At 46.6% G+C, this 20,965-nt stretch carries 22 protein-coding genes and 2 tRNA genes; all 24 read right to left on the reverse strand.

Features of this window, described 5'->3' with window-relative positions:
- Nucleotides 1–49 precede the first annotated feature (49 nt).
- On the reverse strand, nucleotides 50–1,141 hold the full coding sequence (locus tag BZG23_RS06340) for a phosphatase PAP2 family protein (RefSeq protein ID WP_077606463.1): 1,092 nt from the start codon (nucleotides 1,139–1,141) through the stop codon (nucleotides 50–52).
- Between the two features lie 8 nt (nucleotides 1,142–1,149).
- Nucleotides 1,150–1,761 (reverse strand): OmpA family protein, encoded by a 612-nt coding sequence (locus tag BZG23_RS06345; RefSeq protein ID WP_077606464.1) that lies wholly within the window; start codon nucleotides 1,759–1,761, stop codon nucleotides 1,150–1,152.
- Nucleotides 1,762–1,774: 13 nt separating this feature from the next.
- Nucleotides 1,775–3,088, reverse strand: a complete 1,314-nt coding sequence (locus BZG23_RS06350) for a TadE/TadG family type IV pilus assembly protein (protein ID WP_077606465.1) — start codon at nucleotides 3,086–3,088, stop codon at nucleotides 1,775–1,777.
- 3 nt (nucleotides 3,089–3,091) lie between these two features.
- The gene (gene tadF / locus BZG23_RS06355; protein ID WP_077606466.1) at nucleotides 3,092–3,649 is read right to left on the reverse strand and encodes a tight adherence pilus pseudopilin TadF; all 558 of its coding nucleotides are present in this window, start codon (nucleotides 3,647–3,649) and stop codon (nucleotides 3,092–3,094) included.
- On the reverse strand, nucleotides 3,630–4,142 hold the full coding sequence (locus BZG23_RS06360) for a pilus assembly protein (RefSeq protein ID WP_241837187.1): 513 nt from the start codon (nucleotides 4,140–4,142) through the stop codon (nucleotides 3,630–3,632). Before BZG23_RS06360 ends, tadF begins: the two co-directional genes overlap by 20 nt.
- Nucleotides 4,139–5,110 (reverse strand): tetratricopeptide repeat protein, encoded by a 972-nt coding sequence (locus BZG23_RS06365; RefSeq protein ID WP_077606467.1) that lies wholly within the window; start codon nucleotides 5,108–5,110, stop codon nucleotides 4,139–4,141. Before BZG23_RS06365 ends, BZG23_RS06360 begins: the two co-directional genes overlap by 4 nt.
- The gene (locus tag BZG23_RS06370; RefSeq protein WP_077606468.1) at nucleotides 5,103–5,972 is read right to left on the reverse strand and encodes a type II secretion system F family protein; all 870 of its coding nucleotides are present in this window, start codon (nucleotides 5,970–5,972) and stop codon (nucleotides 5,103–5,105) included. Before BZG23_RS06370 ends, BZG23_RS06365 begins: the two co-directional genes overlap by 8 nt.
- A gap of 15 nt (nucleotides 5,973–5,987) precedes the next feature.
- Complete coding sequence (locus BZG23_RS06375; protein ID WP_077606469.1) at nucleotides 5,988–6,905, reverse strand: type II secretion system F family protein; 918 nt, start codon at nucleotides 6,903–6,905, stop codon at nucleotides 5,988–5,990.
- Nucleotides 6,902–8,185, reverse strand: a complete 1,284-nt coding sequence (locus BZG23_RS06380) for a CpaF family protein (RefSeq protein ID WP_108743708.1) — start codon at nucleotides 8,183–8,185, stop codon at nucleotides 6,902–6,904. The genes BZG23_RS06375 and BZG23_RS06380 overlap by 4 nt, the downstream gene beginning before the upstream one ends.
- Nucleotides 8,182–9,432, reverse strand: a complete 1,251-nt coding sequence (locus BZG23_RS06385; protein WP_077606470.1) for an AAA family ATPase — start codon at nucleotides 9,430–9,432, stop codon at nucleotides 8,182–8,184. The genes BZG23_RS06380 and BZG23_RS06385 overlap by 4 nt, the downstream gene beginning before the upstream one ends.
- Entirely contained in the window at nucleotides 9,432–9,950 is a 519-nt protein-coding gene (locus BZG23_RS06390; RefSeq protein WP_131825372.1) for a hypothetical protein, read from the reverse strand. Before BZG23_RS06390 ends, BZG23_RS06385 begins: the two co-directional genes overlap by 1 nt.
- Entirely contained in the window at nucleotides 9,947–11,275 is a 1,329-nt protein-coding gene (locus tag BZG23_RS06395) for a type II and III secretion system protein family protein (RefSeq protein ID WP_077606472.1), read from the reverse strand. The genes BZG23_RS06390 and BZG23_RS06395 overlap by 4 nt, the downstream gene beginning before the upstream one ends.
- Nucleotides 11,276–11,284: 9 nt before the next feature.
- The gene (gene cpaB, locus BZG23_RS06400) at nucleotides 11,285–12,088 is read right to left on the reverse strand and encodes a Flp pilus assembly protein CpaB (protein WP_077606473.1); all 804 of its coding nucleotides are present in this window, start codon (nucleotides 12,086–12,088) and stop codon (nucleotides 11,285–11,287) included.
- A gap of 201 nt (nucleotides 12,089–12,289) precedes the next feature.
- Entirely contained in the window at nucleotides 12,290–12,739 is a 450-nt protein-coding gene (locus BZG23_RS16850) for a prepilin peptidase (protein WP_274532366.1), read from the reverse strand.
- A gap of 22 nt (nucleotides 12,740–12,761) precedes the next feature.
- Nucleotides 12,762–12,971 carry a Flp family type IVb pilin gene (locus BZG23_RS06410; protein ID WP_077606475.1) on the reverse strand — a complete coding sequence of 70 codons (210 nt, stop codon included), beginning with the start codon at nucleotides 12,969–12,971 and terminating at the stop codon, nucleotides 12,762–12,764.
- A 425-nt stretch (nucleotides 12,972–13,396) separates the two neighbouring features.
- Nucleotides 13,397–13,666 (reverse strand): 30S ribosomal protein S15, encoded by a 270-nt coding sequence (gene rpsO, locus BZG23_RS06415; RefSeq protein WP_046075122.1) that lies wholly within the window; start codon nucleotides 13,664–13,666, stop codon nucleotides 13,397–13,399.
- 153 nt (nucleotides 13,667–13,819) lie between these two features.
- Nucleotides 13,820–14,776 (reverse strand): tRNA pseudouridine(55) synthase TruB, encoded by a 957-nt coding sequence (gene truB, locus BZG23_RS06420; RefSeq protein WP_046075121.1) that lies wholly within the window; start codon nucleotides 14,774–14,776, stop codon nucleotides 13,820–13,822.
- 3 nt (nucleotides 14,777–14,779) lie between these two features.
- Complete coding sequence (gene rbfA / locus BZG23_RS06425; RefSeq protein WP_046075120.1) at nucleotides 14,780–15,172, reverse strand: 30S ribosome-binding factor RbfA; 393 nt, start codon at nucleotides 15,170–15,172, stop codon at nucleotides 14,780–14,782.
- 86 nt (nucleotides 15,173–15,258) lie between these two features.
- Nucleotides 15,259–17,976 carry a translation initiation factor IF-2 gene (gene infB / locus BZG23_RS06430; RefSeq protein WP_046075119.1) on the reverse strand — a complete coding sequence of 906 codons (2,718 nt, stop codon included), beginning with the start codon at nucleotides 17,974–17,976 and terminating at the stop codon, nucleotides 15,259–15,261.
- Nucleotides 17,977–17,997: 21 nt separating this feature from the next.
- A complete protein-coding gene (nusA, locus tag BZG23_RS06435; RefSeq protein WP_077578313.1) occupies nucleotides 17,998–19,485 on the reverse strand; it encodes a transcription termination factor NusA in 1,488 nt (495 codons plus the stop codon).
- A gap of 21 nt (nucleotides 19,486–19,506) precedes the next feature.
- Nucleotides 19,507–19,962, reverse strand: coding sequence for a ribosome maturation factor RimP (gene rimP / locus BZG23_RS06440; protein WP_077606476.1), 456 nt, complete (start codon nucleotides 19,960–19,962; stop codon nucleotides 19,507–19,509).
- Between the two features lie 423 nt (nucleotides 19,963–20,385).
- Nucleotides 20,386–20,462: transfer RNA gene (locus BZG23_RS06445), tRNA-Met, on the reverse strand.
- A 63-nt stretch (nucleotides 20,463–20,525) separates the two neighbouring features.
- Nucleotides 20,526–20,612, reverse strand: a tRNA-Leu gene (locus BZG23_RS06450).
- 7 nt (nucleotides 20,613–20,619) lie between these two features.
- Nucleotides 20,620–20,958, reverse strand: coding sequence for a preprotein translocase subunit SecG (gene secG, locus BZG23_RS06455; protein WP_046075116.1), 339 nt, complete (start codon nucleotides 20,956–20,958; stop codon nucleotides 20,620–20,622).
- Between the last annotated feature and the right edge of the window lie 7 nt (nucleotides 20,959–20,965).

Below are 20,965 nucleotides of genomic sequence, written 5' to 3' on the forward strand. Positions count from 1 at the left end.
AGACAATATCTAATAAAAGAGGTGAGCCTTAAGTACTGTACAATGGCTATTAATATGGGCTCACCCTTTTGGGATCTTTTATGAACCAACCAGTAACAAACCAGATGAGTAACGTCAATATAACGCTCATAATACCATCTACTGCATAATGCCACGCTAATAAAAAAGAGCCGATATAAATAATAAAAGCATATAACCAAAAGATAATGCCAAGCCATTTTTTAACACGCGTTAATCCTAAAGCCATCAACACAGCCATTGAAACGTGCATGCTTGGCATTGCTGAAATGCCAGCTCCCGCTTTGACACCTTGCTCTACGTGAAGATTGTATAGCCAGTCTTGCATAGATAACGCCCATAGCGGAAAGGGATAATCCGAGGCGATAAGGTAAGCGTCGATACTTCGCAACCTCTCCATCAAATGCTGATAAGGTTCAACTGCTAAACCTGGATGAACGCGAGAGAAAAAGGCAGGTCCAGCAGAGGATAAAAGGGTTGCACACACTACACCTAAAGCCACCCAACATACAAGCCAAGAGCATAAGTACGTATTTCTCACCCGACTCGGCGGTTGAAAGCAAAAAAACGCAAAAACACCGAGGACAGCAAAAAGCCATACGTTATAAAAGAGGTTAAGTAGCATTATAAAGACTGGATATTGGTACAGCCAATCAAAAAAAAGCCAAGCATCTTCCCCGAAGAAAAGGAGTCGATCCATCTCAACAAACGCACTATCCCATGCAAACTCTCCAACTGTATATACTGATACCTTTGCCGTTGAAAAGGCACTCATAAAGAAGGCTATTGCATAAAGCAAGAAAAGACCTGATAAAATATAATAACGTCTAGTAAAAACAGACTTAATCAGATGACCAAACCGCCTGATTGGTTGTTTTTCCCTAATAACAACTAGATATATAAAATAACCCACCAAGAACAGTGACAGCACCACCTCAAAGAGTATTTTTAGATAAGGGAAATAAGAGCCATCTGCAAAGGAGAAACTGCCATTAACAAAAATATTATATAGCACTAAGGACAGCGTGAGTACACTTCCGTGTACGATAACCCCTAAATTGGGTAGAGCTGCTTGCTTAAAAAGCAGCCATTCCCGCTTCAATAATAAAATGACTTTCGACATAAAGGTTGCTAAAAAACATCAATTTCGACACGGCGATTAATAGCGCGCCCTTGCTCGGTGTGATTGGTCGCAGCAGGTTGCATTTCACCTTGCCCGTCCAGCGTCATTGTGTTGCCATCAGCAGACGGAATAAAGGGGACAACCGCGTTCGCCCGTCGTTGTGACAGTTGCTGGTTATAGTGTGCGCTGCCGATATTATCAGTATGACCGGTGACCGAGACCTGTGATGGGTGCTTTGCTAACGCCTGTACTAAGCGTTGCAGAATCGCTTGGCCTTGGGAAGAGACATGCGACGTATCAAAATCGAAATGCACACGCGCTACCGGAGAATTGGGCGCTTGCTGCCAATAGGCATGACTTTTAATAAAACTGGCACACTTTGGCGACACATCAAGTGCATCAATTTTTGCTACCAGCCACTGGTGATTGGCGGTGGTTTGGGGTGCAACCGCGAGTAGTTTATTATCCTGATAGGTGCGCGCGGTGAAGCCGTCACCGGTCGTCACCTGATAATGAGCCGACCCCTCTTGCATGACGCAGTAGGTATCAAATAAGGCATCATTCGCCCACACAATATTGGGAAGGCTCAGTACGAGCGCAATATTAATCCATTTAGTCATTGGATACTCCTTTTTATGGGGCGAGGTGGCCGATTTCTTCAGAGATTAGCTCTAATATTTTGTTCTTGATAGCTGCTCTATCTTGTGCTTGATAGATATTATCTCGACCAACACAGTTTTTAAGCTCTGGGTGTTCGAAAACATCATAGTCAAAGCCAACCACTACCATACGCGCTTTAATGTTTACTCCATTTTTGCTCTCGTTTAATCCGTCATAAATAGTCGAACATAAGCCTTGGTCGATGAGACGTTGAGTGACTGTTCGGTTAGAGTCCTCTCCATCTGACAGAACCACGAGTAAGCGTCTTGGGTTCGTTCCTTCTTTCAGGATTTGAGCCCCTCGGATAATCCCCGCATAAGATGATGTGCCACTTCCGGTACTAGTGGGGACATAGAACTGAGAAACATTAGACTTAAAGCCCTCTACATTACTGGTTAAAGGCAAATTATAAAAGTAGGATACATTTGTTACTTCCCATTTATCCAAAGCCTCATGAGCGGAGCTGTTCGTGGAAAAAATATCTTCAACTGTACCCGAATAGTCGATATCATTTGGCCTTGAGCCTGGACGGCTCTCATTAAGGTGGTAGTTACTATAGCGAGAGAATTTGAGGTGTCTAACAAACTTTCTTCTTGAGTTAGACCAGTGGGATGAATAAAAGTCATATCCAACAAAAGCTATTTCATTTTGCGCTTCAGAAAAAAAGCTATTATATTTTTCTATCTCATCAGCCACTTCAGAAATTATATCTTTCAAGTCTTGATACTTTCGTTTTCTACCACCATCCCAATACTCATACATAGAGGCAGAGAAATCTGAGACTAACGCCACATCAACAGCTTCGGATTGATACTTTCTCGCCACAGATTGACCTGCTACATCATAATCATCTCCAAAACCTATGATTGCTGCATTTCCTGGAAACCAGGAAGTCTGTTCCAAATTGGCTCTTAACTGATATTCAAAAAAAGGTTGTTGATTGGGATCTTTTTCATCACAGGACGGATTCATATCACAAGATATTTTCGTTATTTGGAGCTCGTTGTCTCTTATCCTTGCTTGAGGAAAATAGTAAGCGATATACGCCTTAGCGGTCTGTCTTTGAACGTTAATATCGTCAGCATTTTGACCCGCAATAGCAAGCGTTGCCACTTCAACCGCCTCCTCTAGGCGCGCCTTGTCTTGCACTGCTCGCGCACCATCGGTACCTAGGGTAAAAATGCCAAACAATATCGGAATAAATAGGGCGAATAAAATGGCTGCATGCCCTTGCTGCTGACGATAGTAGCCAGGGGCTGAGTGAGCAAAACCTTGTTGTGAACGCATAAACTATCTCCCCATTACTACGGCGCGCGACGATACACGCGAGAAGTCTTCGCCAATCAGATCGCCATACCAATTATCGGTGTCGTAGCACAAAGTCACTTGATACAAGGTAGCGGGGCGACCAAAGGTCGTGGTAAAGCTGAGATCTTTACTCGGCGGTGCTGCTTGGCACAGGGTTCCAGAAGGCGCAGACCACTGGCTAATGATCTTGGTTTGATCCTCTTCGTCTGTGTCCCCAACTCCTTGACGAACATGAAGCGAAAATCCGAGTTGGGTACTGTCAAAGTTACTCATCGTGCGCGTGAGGGAGTTTTTGACAATGGTGTAAGCTTCTTCGGCTTGAGCACTACCCACTTCAAAATCGTCCTCACCAAACAGCTCAGTGCGCTCTTTAATGATATTAGCTGCAGAGAAAGCCATACGCTCGAGCTTACCTTTAACGCTCAATTTAATGATGATATCGGCACTGAACACCAAAAGTAACGCGAAGAAAATCCCGACGATAGCAAACTCGACGGTAAAGTTGCCTTGCTGATGAGACTTAAAGCGCAAAGGTTTCACGTTGGTATTCCTGTATCACGATCATTTCACGGGAAAAAAGGGTATTTTTATCTAAAAATAAATTAAAGATAGGTTGATAGTCATAACTGACGTTATAAATGGCAATCGGCGCTTGCTCAGGCTCACCACACACGGCTTCTCTATCGTCTTCATCTTCAGGCTCACACCCCTCTGTGATCGTGGCCAGTGTGTTATATTTATCCACATATTGGACACTGATCCGGTAATTATCGACATCGATCAACGCATGCCAAAGGCTACTATCATCATTAAGGGTTTGTTTAAATACGGTCAGAAAATCTTCAGTTTGTTGTTTTTTCGCATGCTGTGCGGCTCTCGAAATCGCAAGATCCCCTAAGGCTGACACATACGACATAAAACTCATTTCCACCCAGGCGGCACACATTAGCCAAAACGCAAAAAAGCCGCCAACAAACTCAATCGTTGCGACGCCAGAGTGCCGGCTGGGAGCGTTTCGCTTTTTTAACATCATTGATTGGCCTCTACCTCGTAATCAGGACTACCCATCGGTACTCCGTTGATCACGTCTGCAACCACTTTACTATTTGCCTGTTCGCCACCTGTCCGCACAGATAAAGAGGAGGCAGACGGCCGGCGTTCGCTCAGTTGGGGCGGCTTCGGTTCTACGTCATTAGGTATCTTTACCGAACCATAATTAGCATTATCCCCAAGAATCGCCGGGAAATCCGCGACCGGTAGTGCTTGCAGTTGTTGGTAAAGCGATACACGATCACTCTTGGCCATATTGTCTGTTAACACCTCAAATGCCGAATATTGATCAGTTTTAGCATAGATCAATGACAGCGTAACACGTGTTCTATCTGATAATTGTCTCAAATCTGGTACAGGCTGTAGTCGACGTAAAGCCTCTATATAGCGCTCCTCAAACACATCAAGTAGCGCTAAATTGTTTTTGATAGTACGGTCATCCGCCATATTGCTACGCGCATGGTTAAACCACTCTCGTGCAACCGTAAAGTTTCCCTCTCGGGCAGAGAGTATGCCAAGAAGATTCGCTGATTCGCTATTCGAGGGCGTAAGTTGCTGAACCTTGATTAAATGCTTTCTTGCCTTAGCCCATTGTTCTAGCCCAAGTGAAACCTTTCCAGCGAGTAGTAAAACATTGCTATCTGTAGGGTCTTTTGCGTCAAGCTGTTGAAGAAGCGGTGAGAGGTAGAAGCGAGCCGAATCATAATCTTTAATCTCTAGATATCGCTTTACCAGCTTTATCCTCACTTCCTTCGATTCTTTTTCTTTCAGCTGATTTTTGTACAAATCAATGATTTCAAGGTCATTACCACTACTCTCCAGAACTTGCTCATTAGTTAACGTCTTTTCCTGAGGTGGGACATTCCCTACACACCCTGTAATAATAAGAACAAGACTAGGCACGAGTAACCGTAGAAATGGAAAAGACTTCCATACGAAAAGGTCAAGCATTAGCTAACATCCTCATAATTCCTGGCGCCGCAATGAGAATTACTATAGGTACCATAATAAAGACGATTAAGGGGATCGACATTTTTGCGGCCAACTGACCAATTTTTTCTTCTATTTGAAGTAATTGCACTTCACGAATATCTGATGAAAGCGTCGTTAGAACACCATAAATAGACGTTCCATATTGCAAACTCTGGTTGAGAGTCATCACGAAGCTACGCATTTCATTGGAAGGAACACGCATATAGAGCTCTTCTAGCGCCTGCTCGAGACCCACTATTCTTGAGCGTTCATTCACCCTTGTAAGCAAGAAACTCAAATCACGGTCAAAAGCTGCCATTTCCCGCGACAAATAGGTAATAGATGCTTCAATCGTCATCCCAGTTTGTACACAAACCGCCATCAGGTCTAACATGTATGGTAGTTTGTTTGAAATCGCTTTTACCAATGCCTTTTTTCGAATACTCAAGTAGGCGTCAGGTCCAATAATCGTCAATACAAGCCATAATATTTCTACAATAAGTAGCCATCTACTTGACCACTGTTGTAATTGGCCAATTAGATATATTGATGATGCTCCTGCTATTAGTAACATATATTTCGCAGGCATAAAAAACTTGCTCAAACGTGTGTCGTAGATCCCTGCCGCTAGAAACTTTTGCTCCATATCTTGTTTATCACTTGAGACGAGTTGGCTGAGGACGTTTCCAAAGCGCTCCCAAAAATCAAACTTTCTCTCGCTTGCCGAATTTACGCTAAATTCCCGGAAACGCTTTTGTTTCATTGACTGACGTAAACCACGAAGCGCTATCACACAACCGATAAGTATTAAAGCCAAAAAAAGCCATTGCTGCTGCGACATAATTACTACCCTGTATTAGCGAACGCTTTTCATTAATCCCCACACAATGGCAATGCCAATTGCTTCACTGATCAATACGTAGTAAAGAATGACTTTTCCATCCGGGTCGAACATAACAAACTCAAAGTTTTCTGGGCTAAGATACTGCAAGATGAAAAGAAAGAAAAAAGGAATAGCAGCAACTATTTTGGCGGATGTTCTCGCCTCGGAAGTGAGTGCGAATTTTTTCTTCTCTATAGAGCGAGCATTAAACATCATGCGGTTCAACCTCATCATGATTTCTTTAAGCTGCCCTCCTCTTTGCATATTGGCACGCAAAGTAATAACGAAAAAATAAAAAGATGGGTAAGGGTAACGACGGCATGACTTACGAAAAACTTCATCTGGTGATTCACCTAACTGTAAACGCTTACCCATAATACGAAACTCACGGCCAATATCGCCTTCCAGAGTACTTCCGACATATAAGATAGCATGCATAATGCTCTCACCAGCTGATACAGCACTCGTCATCATATTGAGCGCATCAGGGAATTCAGTTTCAAACATTTTACGCTCTCGGGCTTGTAACCAGCGATAGAAAGTCAACATACCCACTAGAACAATGACAGGTGTGACGAGCCATAGAGGCTCACGCAAAAACTGGCGATTAAAATAAACAGAGGCGAAAATAAGTCCACAAAGCAACGCCACCAGCTTTAAAACCGGTCGCGTTCCTAGTTGCTTCTTAAAGTTACTCCAGCGAAGTAATAACTCCTCCCACAGACTTCTATCCGCAAGTGATCTCAAGTCAACAGCTTGTTGGTTTGCGACTACCGATTCCACAAACTCTGTTTGATTAAACTCCTCAAGGTAGTCATAGCGCTTACGTTTTTTAAGCCAAGGGATGATTAGCAGCCCGACACCGATCACAAGCATAACCAAATAAATCATCTTTCCTCTCCAGCTTTGAACGCAGATGAGAGCTTTTCTTCCAGACCAAAGAAGCGGGCTTTTTCCATCAATACTGACCGTTGCATCAAACCAGCAGTCACGTAGTTACCGCGCACTTTCCCATCAGAAGATTGCTGATACATAGGCTGAAAACGGAAGATTTCTTCCATGACGACGTTACTACCCTCTAGCCCAACCACTTCGGTTATGCTCATCACTTTACGACTGCCATCATGCAATCGGCTGATTTGTATCACTAAATCAACAGCACTGACTATGGTACGCCTGATCGCTTCAAGCGGTAAGTTGCTATTAGCCATCATCACCATCGACTCAACCCTGGCTAATGCATCACGCGGTGTATTGGCATGAAGCGTCGACATGGAGCCATCGTGGCCAGTATTCATGGCTTGGAGCATCTCAAAGGCTTCAGCACCACGACACTCACCAACAATGATTCTATCAGGACGCATCCGGAGTGAGTTGATAACCAGATCGCGCTGATCGACTAGACCTGTGTTTTCAATCCCAGCGGTCCGCGTTTCTAAGCGAACAACATGTGGTTGTTGTAAGCGTAATTCAGCCGCATCCTCTATCGTAATAATGCGCTCGTTTTCACCGATAAATTGTGACAACGCATTGAGCATCGTCGTTTTACCCGACCCCGTACCACCTGATATCAATACATTTAGGCGACAATGTGCGGCAATCATTAACAATTGCGCCATTTCAGGGCTCATAGCCCCAAATTCACAAAGCTTCTGAAGATCGATACTTTGTTTTTTAAACTTACGGATAGAAATCGCCGTTCCATCAATCGATATCGGTGGGATAACGATATTCACACGGCTACCATCTTCTAGGCGCGCATCACAAGTGGGTGAGGATTCATCAACTCGACGCCCGACGCGAGAGGCAATACGCTTTGCAATTTCTCGTAGCTGATTCTCGTCGATGAAAGTAACAGGTGCGCGCTCAACCAGGCCATTGCRCTCAATATAAACGGAATCAGGGCCATTGATCATAATGTCCGTGATTGTTTCATCGTCCATCAGGTTTTGTAACGGACCTAAGCCAATCAGCTCATCCGTTAAGTATTTAACAAATTCTTTTTTTACAGTACTGCTCAGTGGCCATTGTTCTCGGTTGATCAATAGCTCAACAGCACTTTCTAATTGTTTCTCAAGCTCCTCTCGCGAAACATCGGCGACAACATTTGGATCCAAAGCATCAAAAACCTGTTTGCGAATCTTGACATAAACTTCTTTGGTGCCAATCACTCAGCTTGCCTCTTTCTGCTAAAAAGGTTGGTTAGCTTTGCTAAGGTTGAATATGCTTCCACTGACTCGCCCACAACTAGCGAAGCGAGTTTGTGTATCGGCCCGGAGGCATTGACCTTTGCTCGTGCTATACGCTCTCCCTCGAGTAATAATTCTCCTATTTTTCCATTAAAAGGGATATTCACATCGACAGCGCATTGCAAAAACTTTTCAATGTCATCTTCGGTAACGGTTGCAAACTTTCCAGGAAAATTATTGTTTACAACAACGATCAAACGAGGTCGAGCGTTTTCATCCATCGAATCAATACTTAACTTTAAGCGACCAGCGTCTCGCAAGGCCGCAACCGTTGGCGTAAGGACCAGAATAATACAATCACTGCTAAGCCAACGCTGTTGATTCCGATGCGTAAAACCCGATGATCCGGATACATCCTCGATAATAAAGTTACATTCAGACGATAGGATGTCAGCGGCGCTATTGTGATAATCATTCAACTCATCAGCGCTATACTGCGAGGAGCACAATGCGAGGACAGAGAGCATCTCATTGTGTTTGGTCAGTAGGCTCTGGGCGGAAGATAAGTCAAGACTTGATGAAAATGCGCCTTTTTGCACCTCCCGCTTTTCAAATTTTTTTATACCGAGCATGATATCCAAATCACCACTGGTGTAGTTGTGATCCACAACGATACAGGATGCCTTTTTTTCTGAAACCAGTTGATGGGCTAATTCAGAGGCAACTAGGGTTGTGCCAACCCCTCCTTTTGCGCCAACCACAGAGATCCGCTTGGCACGCCTATTTTGTCCTACACCGCGATTTCTCTGCCGATTATCACTCACACTACGAACAAAATCGATTAGCTCTTGCTTAGTAATGGGCCAGAACAAGTAATAAAACCCCATCTCTTTGAGGTTACGAATCGTTGAGATTGCATCTTCACTACCAATGACTATCACAGAAGCATGACTAGGTAGTAAGTGGCTAATTCGACGCGCATCACCCGTCACATCTTGGCTACTATTGAGCTCAACCAAGACAATCTCAACACTCTGCTGGCGGACATGATCCGTAATGACCATGTCTGAGTTTTTACATATTTCAGGCGCAGAGACGCCTTCAAACCTAAAGGCCTCTTCAACAAGAGAGCGGCAAGGCTCGGTTTGATAGAAGAGAACTGAGGTTATCTTATCTTTGTCATCTTGCTGCGACTGATTGCTCTTTAGTATATCAACGAGATCAAACATCAATAATTGCCTTGTTCATGACTAGTATCTGGGGCACTTACCCCTTTTTCAGGATGCACTTTTGACAGCCATTGATTGTGGGTTAATACACAACCGCTTTTCTTTGGGTGAATATCGGCGATTGTTACTGGATCACAACTCTCAGTCTGAACTTGATAAGAACGCAAAGCTACTTGCCAATCGCTCTCTCCCAGCGGCATTGCCTTTTCGTGGATATTATTTTTATCAACCCCTTGAGCCAGAAGGTAGTTGCGCGCTTTTACAGTTTTTTTAGCGCCTGCTTTCGAGCTGTAATTTAAGTGTATGGGTTGCGTTAATATCAGTGACTGATGATGGGATACAAAACGGATAAACTCATCAAAACTGGTGTCCCCAGTGCTAGACTTTGCCGATAAAGACAGCTTATACGTTACAGGAGCCAAAGACACTCTCACACCTTCTGTTTGATAGGCAGGCGTGCAAGCAGTGAGCCCAATCACTAACACAGTAAAAAGAACCCATATTATTGGACTTCTCATTGGATAAAGCCTCCTTTACGTAGCCATTGTCGCAATGGCGCCTGCTCAGGCACAGCATCCAGCGCGAAGAACCGTTCTAGCGTTGACGTACGCTGAATACGAGGGATAACAACTTGATCAGATTCAATTGGCTTGACCAAATTCACCTTAGCAATGATGACAAGTTCGGTTTTATTACGCTGCGTTTCTGTATGACGAAATAGCGCACCTAAGATAGGTATATCACCGACAAAAGGTATCTTGGATAATGACTCCCGCTCTTCGCTATTGAGCAAACCACCCAGAACAAAGCTCTCACCATCACCCAGCTCAACCGTGGTCCGTGCTCTGCGGGTTTTTAAGGCCGGCAAATCGTAAGCATCGTTGCTAAATTGCTGATCGAGCGAGCTCACTTCAGGCATCAATGCGAGTTTGATCTTATCATCGCGTCGCACATCCGCTGCGAGCTCTAACTTAACCCCGTACTCGCGGTATTGAACGTTTACGCCGCCATCAATGCGTGTGACGACAGGCAATTCACCACCGACAAGAAAGCTAGCGGTTTCACCAGAAAGCACTGATAAGTTGGGTTCTGCGAGAACCTGCCCAACATTATCATCACCGACAGCACTGATTACTGTGATAATATCGCTAGCACTAAAGCTCTTTAACGGATTAACAAAAATGCCACTGCCTTGGCCACCAGAGCTAAAGTCAACGCCAAACTTTTCCATGAACGAGTTTGATACTTCTGCCACCGTAAGCTGAACGTTCACCTGCTTGGTTGTCGCGACTTCTAAGTTGTTTACAATACCCTCATAGCGATAGCGGCGCATAAAACCGAGGTTGTACGTTTCTTCTCCTGTATCCCACTCTATCTCGTCTTGGGTAGAAGGCTTGGCTAACAACTCCCCAACCAATCGCTCTATGTCCTGTTTCTGCTCCTCACTCGCTACAAGACCGCTCAGCACCACTTGCTCTGCTAAGTTATAAATAGACACTTCTAGTTCCGGATAACGAAGCTGTATTTGTTGTTGAATATGAACCATGCTCTGATTCACAATCAACTGTCGTGAAGTTATGGTCTTTCCTTCTTCATCAAAAACCAACAAAGACGTGGATCCCACCGTTTTACCGAATGCGACCACCTTCTGTTTATCGATTACCTGATAATCAGCAATAGCAGGATCAGCAATGAATACCGAGCCTATCACTTTATTTACATGAAATGCTTGTGCCTGTCCCTTGGACAAATTCACCACAGTTGTCGAGGCCTGTGCTGCAAGTGCGGCCAAGGTTATCACTATCAATCCCGCCCATCGGAGGTAGAAGCGTGTTGTTTTCATCAGGATCCCTTACTTTATTACAGCTGAGTCAGCACGAAACTCTTTTATCGCGCGATAGTCTTCTAGCACATCACCCGCATTGGCAGACATATCTTGCCCCGATGTTTTCCCAAAAGATTTGTGCACTTCAAGCTGAGCAATTCGTTTAGCGATAGTCATCGTCGCTACTTGCTTACGAGTTAACTCTAGAATGAGAGTCGTTTCTGTTGATGCTGGCTCGGTTCGTGTCGCCTCTTGCTGCTGTTGTTCGACTTTCAGTACTTTCACCCCAATTAATACAGGCGATAAAGAAACGCCACGAAAGCTGCGAACTGTGGTTTCATTAGCCAAGTTCTGGTCGGTAGACGCTAGCGCCATGATATCCACTAATGTACCTGTACGTACTGCACCACCCACTACAGCAGTCGGAGACACTTTTATAGGGAAAGGAATGCGATCGGCGCGAGTTACATAATCAAGATAGTCTGGACTCTCTGGTGATACAATTTTATCAGGGTATAAGATATCGCCTGCGGCAAGCGAATCTCTTGCAAGCAAGGGGCTGCCACCTGATTCAGGTAGTATCATATCACTGTCTATTCCCATTTGATTAGCTTTACTCTCTGGCCAGGTTTCAATGATTAATTTGCTACGTGTGATAGCGTCACCACGATCGAGAGGCGCTTTTAACGTAATGACTTTATAAGTCACTTTAGGGGAAGGTGCACTCGTCTCTGCCTGAGAGGAGCTTTCTGGCTCGTCGCTTTGGAGTAGTCCGTACAAACCAATCGAGATGGCGACTATTGCAAGAATAGAGAGTAATTTTGAGTTCATAGTCCTTCAGATCAACCTAAGACAAATAAAAGGCGCGAAGCGCTAAGGTATCCGTGTTCACGCTCCCTCCTCCGCAAGTGAAGATAGATGACACTATGGATGGAGAGACAGATAAAACATCGCCTGTTGTTTATAAAAATAGCGGTTTTCAAAGTAGGGAGTAACCATCACTGTTATACCAGTTACCTCAATTTGACCACGTTATGTTGCATTGATTAACGTTAGCCAAATCGCCAACCCTCCCGAGGGAGCAATGGCTAGCGCGTAAGGCACACCCATTGCTCGCCACTCAGGTTTCCCTAACCAGCCAGCCAACAAAAGCCCTAACGCGACCATGCCACCGAAGATGGCCATTAAAAACAACATCCACGGCCACCACTGGTCGCTAACTGCTAGGCTTATCGCCGCAAGTAATTTTACATCTCCCGCGCCACACACACCGAAGAAAAATAAGACAAAGCCGGCCAAAAAAACTAGGCCGGCCTGAAAAAGCGCGGTATCTATTGGCAACTTATACCAATAAACAATGAAAACGCTTAGAAGCGCAATTACTGCAATGGCACCATGCCCTATTTTTCTATACTTCAAGTCTCTTAGGGTTACCCAAGATAGACAGAATGTCGCAAATAGTAACAAGACTGCGGTAATCACTCTTATGCAACATCTACATCAATTACTCGTTCGCAGCCGTGATATTTGACGTTATTGAGCTAATCGCTCCTTCTAGAGCCGATTCAAGGCCATTATCGCCTTGGAATACAGCTAAGACGATAGCAGAGATAGCCACACCAATAATCGCATATTCAATCGCTGTTACACCGCGATCATCCTTAGCAAACGACTCCAATGCCAGACGGGTATTCACAAACAATTTAGTTAACATAAGTATCTTCCTTCTCCAAAGATTGGGCTACTGGAACCCATACCACAATTTATGATTAAAGTTTAGCACCTAAGTGCAAAGCAACAAATAACCAGTTGACAAAAAGTCGACGTATAACATGTTGCCAGTAAGAACTGCTTATCAGTACAACAGACAAGCCGCTATGCCTTACCACTTGCGCAGTATATTACCCTCTGACTGGCTCCGCCCTTGTCTCATTTTCAAGACAAACAGAAAATCACTAGTTCATTCAGCAACCGTAACAGTGACCGGTATAAGTCGATGCAGAAAAAGGAAGTAGGTCAATAGTTCAGTAAGATCTGCACTAGCAATTAATGGAAGACCAAACTCGGAGGGAAGTATAAAGAGAGTAAACATTTGCAGAAAAAAGAAAAGGGAGCCTGAGCTCCCTTTTCTCCAGAATCTTAGCGACGGATGCCTAGACGCTTGATAACGTCCAAGTAACGGTCAACGTTGTTCTTTTTCAGGTAGTCCAGCAGCTTACGACGACGTGAAACCATGCGTAGCAGGCCACGACGGCTGTGGTGGTCACCTTTGTGCTCAGCGAAGTGCGATTGCAGATCGTTGATTGATGCGGTCAAAAGGGCGATTTGAACTTCTGGTGAACCAGTGTCGTTCTCAGTTTTACCAAAATCAGCAACGATTTGTGCTTTTGCTTCTGCAGTCAGAGACATAATGCTCTCCTAATAAGAGTGTGTGATTATCATGCACCAGCCAATCTCTGATTCAGCCGGTGCCCGAAGGCGCATATTCTACTGACTTTCGTCTAAGGTAGCAATCTATCCGCGCCTCTTTTTGCCGTCACCACGCGCAAAGGCATCATGTTTCTAGCGTGCGTCGGGCTGGCGACTGGCCACCAAACGACGCGGTGCTACCAAGCCATCGGCGTCAATTTCTCCCACCCCAATAAAGTGACGCTCATCGCCCGCCGTTAAGCGAACAAAACCACTCGTGGGAGCATTGGGCACTTGAACCGCTTGCCCTTGCAATGCATAGCTGGCCATCACCGGCAGCAAGTTAATTTCACGTAAGTCTTGCACCGCGGTATCGAGTGGCAGCAACAAAGGATCGAGCAACTGCTTAGGCTGGATCTCTTGTTCTCTGGCTTGATTGAGCAAGCTTTCCAGTTGCTCAAGCGTCACCATCTGGCGCGTTGGGTAGGCTGATACGCCAGTACGACGTAAGGCCGTCACATGCGCCCCACAGCCCAACATTTCACCCAGATCGTCGACGATAGTGCGAATATAAGTGCCCTTGGAACAATGCACTTCCATTTCTATCTCGTCACCTTCAAAGCGCAGCAATTCGATCTGATACACCTTGATGGTACGCGCTTCACGCGGCACCTCGATACCTTGGCGCGCGTATTCATACAAAGGTTTCCCTTGGTACTTCAGCGCCGAGAACATAGAAGGAATTTGCTGGGTTTCACCACGGAACTTAGCAATACAACGCTCGAGTAAGCCTAGGTTAACTTTCACGTCTCGGGTTTCCACCACGTCGCCATCGGCGTCAGAGGTGTTCGTCCGCTCACCCAGTTTTGCGACCACGCGATAACGCTTATCAGAGTCGAGCAGAAACTGGGAGAATTTGGTGGCTTCGCCCAGGCAAATGGGCAACATACCGGTTGCGAGTGGATCAAGTGCGCCCGTATGGCCTGCTTTTTCGGCAAAAAAGATGCGTTTTACTTTTTGTAAGGCATCATTAGAGGTCATGCCCGTGGGCTTATCGAGCAGGATAATGCCATCGACTGGACGACCTCGACGACGTTGACGACGCGCCATCTGTTACTCCTCACCTTTGTCATCTTCACCACGGCGCTCATCATCGCTGCGCACCGCTTTGCTTACCAAGTTGGAAATACGAATACCCTCAGTGAGTGACTCATCAAACACAAACGTCAGCTCTGGGGTCACACGCAAACGAATGGCCTTTCCAACCAAAGAGCGGATATAACCACTCGCTTCATTGAGGGCTTTGAGGCTTTCTGTCGGTGCTTGCTCGTCAACGGTTAAAAACGTGACGAAAACCTTCGCGTACGCCAAATCACGTGAAATCTGAACATCAGAGACAGTGACCATACCAATGCGCGGATCTTTAATCTCACGCTGCAGTATCAGTGCAATTTCTTTTTGCAGCTGATGGGCGACGCGGTCTGTGCGGCTAAAATCTTTACCCATTTTCTTTTCTCTCAATAAAATGGGGGTAAGCGCATGCGCCTCCCCCCACGGTGTATCCAAACAACCTGGTTGATTTATACGCTTAATCAGTCGATTGAGCGCTGAATTTCAACCGTTTCATAGACTTCAATCTGGTCACCAACGCGAACGTCATTGTAGTTCTTCACGCCGATACCACACTCGTAGCCTTTTTTCACTTCGTTCACATCATCTTTGAAGCGACGCAGTGATTCTAGCTCACCCTCGTAGATAACCACGTTTTCACGTAGTACACGGATTGGGTTGTTACGCTTAATCACACCTTCAGAAACCTGACACCCGGCAATGGCGCCCAGTTTCGGTGATTTGAAGACATCGCGCACTTCTGCCAGACCGATGATTTCTTGTTTGAACTCAGGCGCAAGCATACCGCTCATCGCTTGTTTCACTTCATCAATCATGGTGTAGATGACAGAGTAATAGCGCAGATCCAAGCTTTCATTTTCAATGGTCTTACGCGCCGCCGCATCCGCACGGACGTTAAAGCCACAAATGATCGCATTAGACGCAGCGGCCAAGACAGCGTCAGTTTCAGTGATACCACCGACACCTGAGCCGACGATCTTCACTTTCACTTCATCCGTTGACAGTTTCACCAGTGAATCTGCAATCGCTTCGACAGAGCCTTGAACGTCCGCTTTCAGCACGATATTCAGCTCAGCCACTTCACCTTCAGCCATGTTCGAGAACATGTTCTCCAGTTTGGCTTTTTGCTGACGCGCCAGTTTCACGTCACGGAACTTGCCTTGACGATACAGCGCCACTTCACGGGCTTTCTTCTCGTCACGCACAACCGTGGCTTCGTCACCCGCTGCTGGCACACCAGACAGACCGAGGATCTCAACCGGGATTGACGGACCCGCATGCTCTACGTCTTGGCCATTCTCATCACGCATCGCACGGACACGGCCATATTCCAAGCCACACAGAACGATATCACCTTTGTTCAAGGTACCTTCTTGAACCAGCACTGTCGCGACAGGACCACGGCCTTTATCAAGACGTGATTCAACCACCACACCGCGCGCCATGCCTTGCTCGACCGCTTTCAGTTCAAGCACTTCTGATTGCAGCAAGATAGACTCAAGCAAGCCATCAATGTTCTGGCCTTGTTTCGCCGAAACATGCACGAAGATGTTTTCACCACCCCATTCTTCTGGGATAACGTCATACTGTGCTAGCTCGTTTTTCACGCTGTCAGGGTTAGCGCCTTCTTTATCCATCTTGTTGACGGCAACAATCAAAGGCACACCTGCCGCTTTCGCGTGCTGGATAGCTTCTTTGGTTTGTGGCATCACGCCATCATCAGCTGCAACCACCAAGACAACGATATCCGTTGCACCCGCACCACGTGCACGCATCGCGGTAAACGCGGCGTGTCCAGGGGTATCTAAGAAGGTGATCATGCCATTGTCGGTTTGTACGTGATACGCACCGATGTGCTGGGTAATACCGCCCGCTTCGCCCGTCGCAACGTGCGCTTTACGGATGTAGTCAAGCAGCGAGGTTTTACCGTGGTCAACGTGACCCATGATAGTTACCACCGGCGCACGTGGTGCGACAGGTGCATCGCTATCACGATCCGAGAGTACAGCCTCTTCCAGCTCGTTCTCTTTACGTAGGATAACCTTGTGGCCCATTTCTTCCGCCACTAGTTGCGCGGTTTCTTGGTCGATCACTTGGTTAATAGTCGCCATCGCACCCATTTTCATCATGGTTTTGATGACTTCGGCGCCTTTAACAGCCATTTTGTTGGCCAGCTCCGCTACGGTGATGGTTTCGCCGATTTCAACTTCACGGTTTACTTTCTGCGCTGGCTTTTTAAAACCATGCTGCATCGATGATGGCTTAGCCATGCGGCCTTTGCCTTTTCCACCTTTGCCACGACGGCCGCGAGTGGTTTTATCCTCAGCGGCATTCGCTTTTTTCTTCTTCTTACGACGCGGGGCGGCACTTTCTTCGCGACGATCCGCCTCGTCTTCTGCCTCACGGGCATACTCGGAAGTGACTGTATGGTGATCAGCCGCCTCCATGGTATTGAGTGCTTTGTCTTGATCTGACCAGCGTTCTTGATTTGCTTCTGCCATTTTGCGTGCCTCTTCTAACTGCCGCTGACTTTCTTCTTCAGCTTTACGCTTGGCTTCCTCTTCCTGGCGACGCTTAAGTTCATCAGCTTCTTTCTTCGCTTGCGCATCAGCAGCTTGAGCTGCAGCAGTATCCGCTGCGTTTTCTTTAGACTGCTCAGTGTTCGGTTGCGCTTGCGGCTTGGCTTCACGCTTAGCTTTTTCTTCGGCTTCGCGTTTGGCTTTCTCTTCTGCTTCACGTTTGGCTTTTTCTTCCGCCTCACGCTTGGCTTTCTCTTCTGCTTCGCGTTTCGCTTGCTCTTCGGCTTCTAGACGCGCTTTTTCTTCGGCTTCGCGTTTCGCTTGCTCTTCCGCTTCTTGCGCTGACTTTTGCTCTTCAAGGTCGCTACGCTTCACATAGGTACGCTTCTTACGCACCTCAACTTGGACATCTTTGTTCTTTCCGCCAGCCCCTGACACGCTCAGTGTGCTACGTTTCTTGCGCTGAAGCGTCAGACGCGTCGGAGCATTGCCGTTATCACCGTGCTCACGCTTTAAATGCGCGAGCAAAGCTTGTTTCTCATCTTGGCTTACCTGATCGTCAGCCGACTTTTGCATACCAGCTTCTTTAAACTGCTTCAGCAGACGATCGACTGGCGTATCAATTTCCTTCGCCAGTGTATGTACTGTAACCTCTGACATTCTGCTCCTCCTTTGCCGTCTTTACGCTTCGTCGCTGAACCAGCAGATATTACGCGCGGCCATAATCAGCTCACCTGCACTGGTCTCATCTAATCCGTCGATATCTAACAGATCGTCAGTACCTTGATCAGCCAGATCTTCCAAGGTCTTCACGCCTTTAGCGGCGAGTTTAAAGGCCATTTCACGAGAAAGACCATCCAGTGCCAGCAAATCTTCGGCAGGTTCAACATCTCCCAGCGACTCTTCTTGTGCCAGCGCGATGGTGGTCAACGCTTCTTTGGCACGTGCGCGCAAAATCTCGACGGTGTCTTCATCTAGTCCATCGATTTCGAGCATTTCGCTGGTTGGCACATAGGCCACTTCTTCAAGGGTGGTAAACCCTTCTTCCACCAAGGTTTCGGCAAAGTCTTCGTCAATATCGAGGTACTTCACGAACAATTCGACAGAGGCTTGCGCTTCTTCCTGGTGTTTTTTCTGTAGATCTTCAACCGTCATCACGTTCAGTTCCCAACCGGTTAGTTGAGATGCCAAACGGACGTTTTGACCATTACGGCCAATCGCCTGCGCCAAGTTATCCGCCGCAACGGCAATATCCATGGAGTGCGTGTCTTCATCGACGATGATAGAGGCTACGTCGGCCGGTGCCATGGCATTGATCACAAACTGCGCCGGGTTATCATCCCACAACACGATATCAATACGCTCACCACCCAACTCGGTCGATACGGCTTGCACACGCGCACCACGCATACCCACACAGGCGCCCACAGGGTCAATGCGTTTATCGTTGGTTTTCACAGCAATTTTTGCCCGTGAAGCAGGGTCACGCGCCGCGCCCATCAGCTCAATCATTTCTTCGCCAATTTCTGGCACTTCAATGCGGAACAGCTCACTTAGCATTTCCGGCTTTGAGCGAGTCATGAACAGTTGGAAGCCACGTGCTTCAGGACGGACGGCGTAGAGTAAACCACGTACCCGATCACCCGGGCGGAAGTTTTCACGCGGCAGTTGATCTTCACGCTGGATAACCGCTTCCGCGTTGTTGCCTAGGTCAACGATGATCACATCGCGGTTCACCTTCTTAACCACACCGGTAACCAGTTCACCTTCGTTGTCCATGAACTGCTCAACCACTTGCGCACGTTCAGCTTCACGCACTTTTTGTACGATCACTTGCTTAGCGGTTTGAGTGGTAATACGGTCAAAGGCAACAGATTCAATCTGATCTTCAACGTAACCACCCAACTCTAAGGTTTCGTCTTCGTACTGTGCGGCTTCTAGCGTGATTTCACGCGTAGGCTGTGTCACTTCGTCAACCACGAGCCAACGACGGAAAGTATCGAATTCACCGGATTTGCGATCAATGGCGATACGTACATCAATGTCGGCTTCGTACTTCTTTTTGGTTGCCGTTGCCAGTGCGGTTTCCAGTGCCTCAAAAATACGCTCACGCGGAACGGCTTTTTCGTTTGAGACCGCTTCGACAACAGCCAAGATTTCTTTATTCATCTACTAATGCCTCATTTACTCTTAAAATGAAGGAACCAGGTTTGCTTTGGCGATATTACTCAAGGCAAACGCCTCATCTTGGCCGTCAACGCGAACCGTGATGGTATCGCCATCGACAGAAAGGATTTCTCCTTTCCACTTACGGCGGTTTTGCATAGCCATTTTCAGCACGATGTTCACTTCATGCCCGATGAATTGCTGATAATGATCAGCGGTGAACAGTGGACGATCAACACCTGGTGATGACACCTCTAGGTTGTAAGCCACTGYGATTGGGTCTTCTACATCCAACACTGCGCTCACTTGACGGCTCACGTCGGCACAATCGTCGACGGTAATGCCATTTTCATGGTCAATAAAGATACGCAGTGTCGAATGTTGGCCAGCTCGAACAAATTCAAGCCCAACCAACTCGTAGTCCAACGCCTTAACCGGCGCGGCCAAAAGTTCAGTCAGTTGTTTCTCTAATCCTGTCATTCCAAACCCCAGAAATAAAAAAAGGGCTTAAAAGCCCAGTTACTATCCGAATGGTCTTCTTCAGATAACAAAAAACCCCGAAGATCGGGGTTTAATGTAACTGGACCCTGATGCTACGCCAGTAGCGTAGCCGTTATCGCTGGTGTCGGAATCATCTCAGCAATAACGAGAGAGTAACTCTCTGCACAAAGGCTTATTGGTCCGCTTCGTGCTGCCCCGAGGGCAAAAAGGCTAGCACGTGGCTAGCCCGGTTAGCGTGGCTTAAGTAAGAAACGCTAACGCGTTATTCAGTTTAGCCGTTATGTTAACAACATAACTTGAAATTGGTTGCGGGAAGCGGATTTTATCAAGCCGTGCAACGACGCCGACCGAAGATCGTGTTGATTGCGTTCAACCTGATATTTCACTTCACCAACCTAAAATTGGTTGCGGGAGACGGATTTGAACCGCCGACCTTCGGGTTATGAGCCCGACGAGCTACCAAACTGCTCCATCCCGCGTCCGATGGCGACTATTATATCGCTTTTTGCAACAAAGGTGCAAGCAAATGCCCTTTGTGAACTTGGTGCCGAGAGCGGGACTTGAACCCGCACGCCTATAAAGGCACTACCCCCTCAAGATAGCGTGTCTACCAATTCCACCACCTCGGCTCAATTTTTACTGAGGGATCTCACTGTTATCAACAGGGATTTCGTCCTCTTTTGGCGCCGCTTGCTGTTGTGTAGCAGGCTCGCTTAAATCTTCAAAACCGCCTTTTGCTTCAGGCTTATGTGCAGTGAGGTTACCAAGCACCAAACTCAGGGCAAAAAAGGCAATTGCAAAACCGGTTGTCATTCGGGTCAAAAAGTTTCCAGAGCCGCCAGAGCCAAATACTGTATTTGATGCTCCAGCCCCGAACGAGGCTCCCATATCTGCGCCTTTACCTTGCTGAACCAGAACCAGGCCAATTACACCGATTGCGGCCAACAGATAAATCACAAGTAGAATTTCGTACATGGTTCCA

The organism is Salinivibrio sp. ML290 (assembly GCF_001995695.1).
Lineage (GTDB): Bacteria > Pseudomonadota > Gammaproteobacteria > Enterobacterales > Vibrionaceae > Salinivibrio > Salinivibrio siamensis.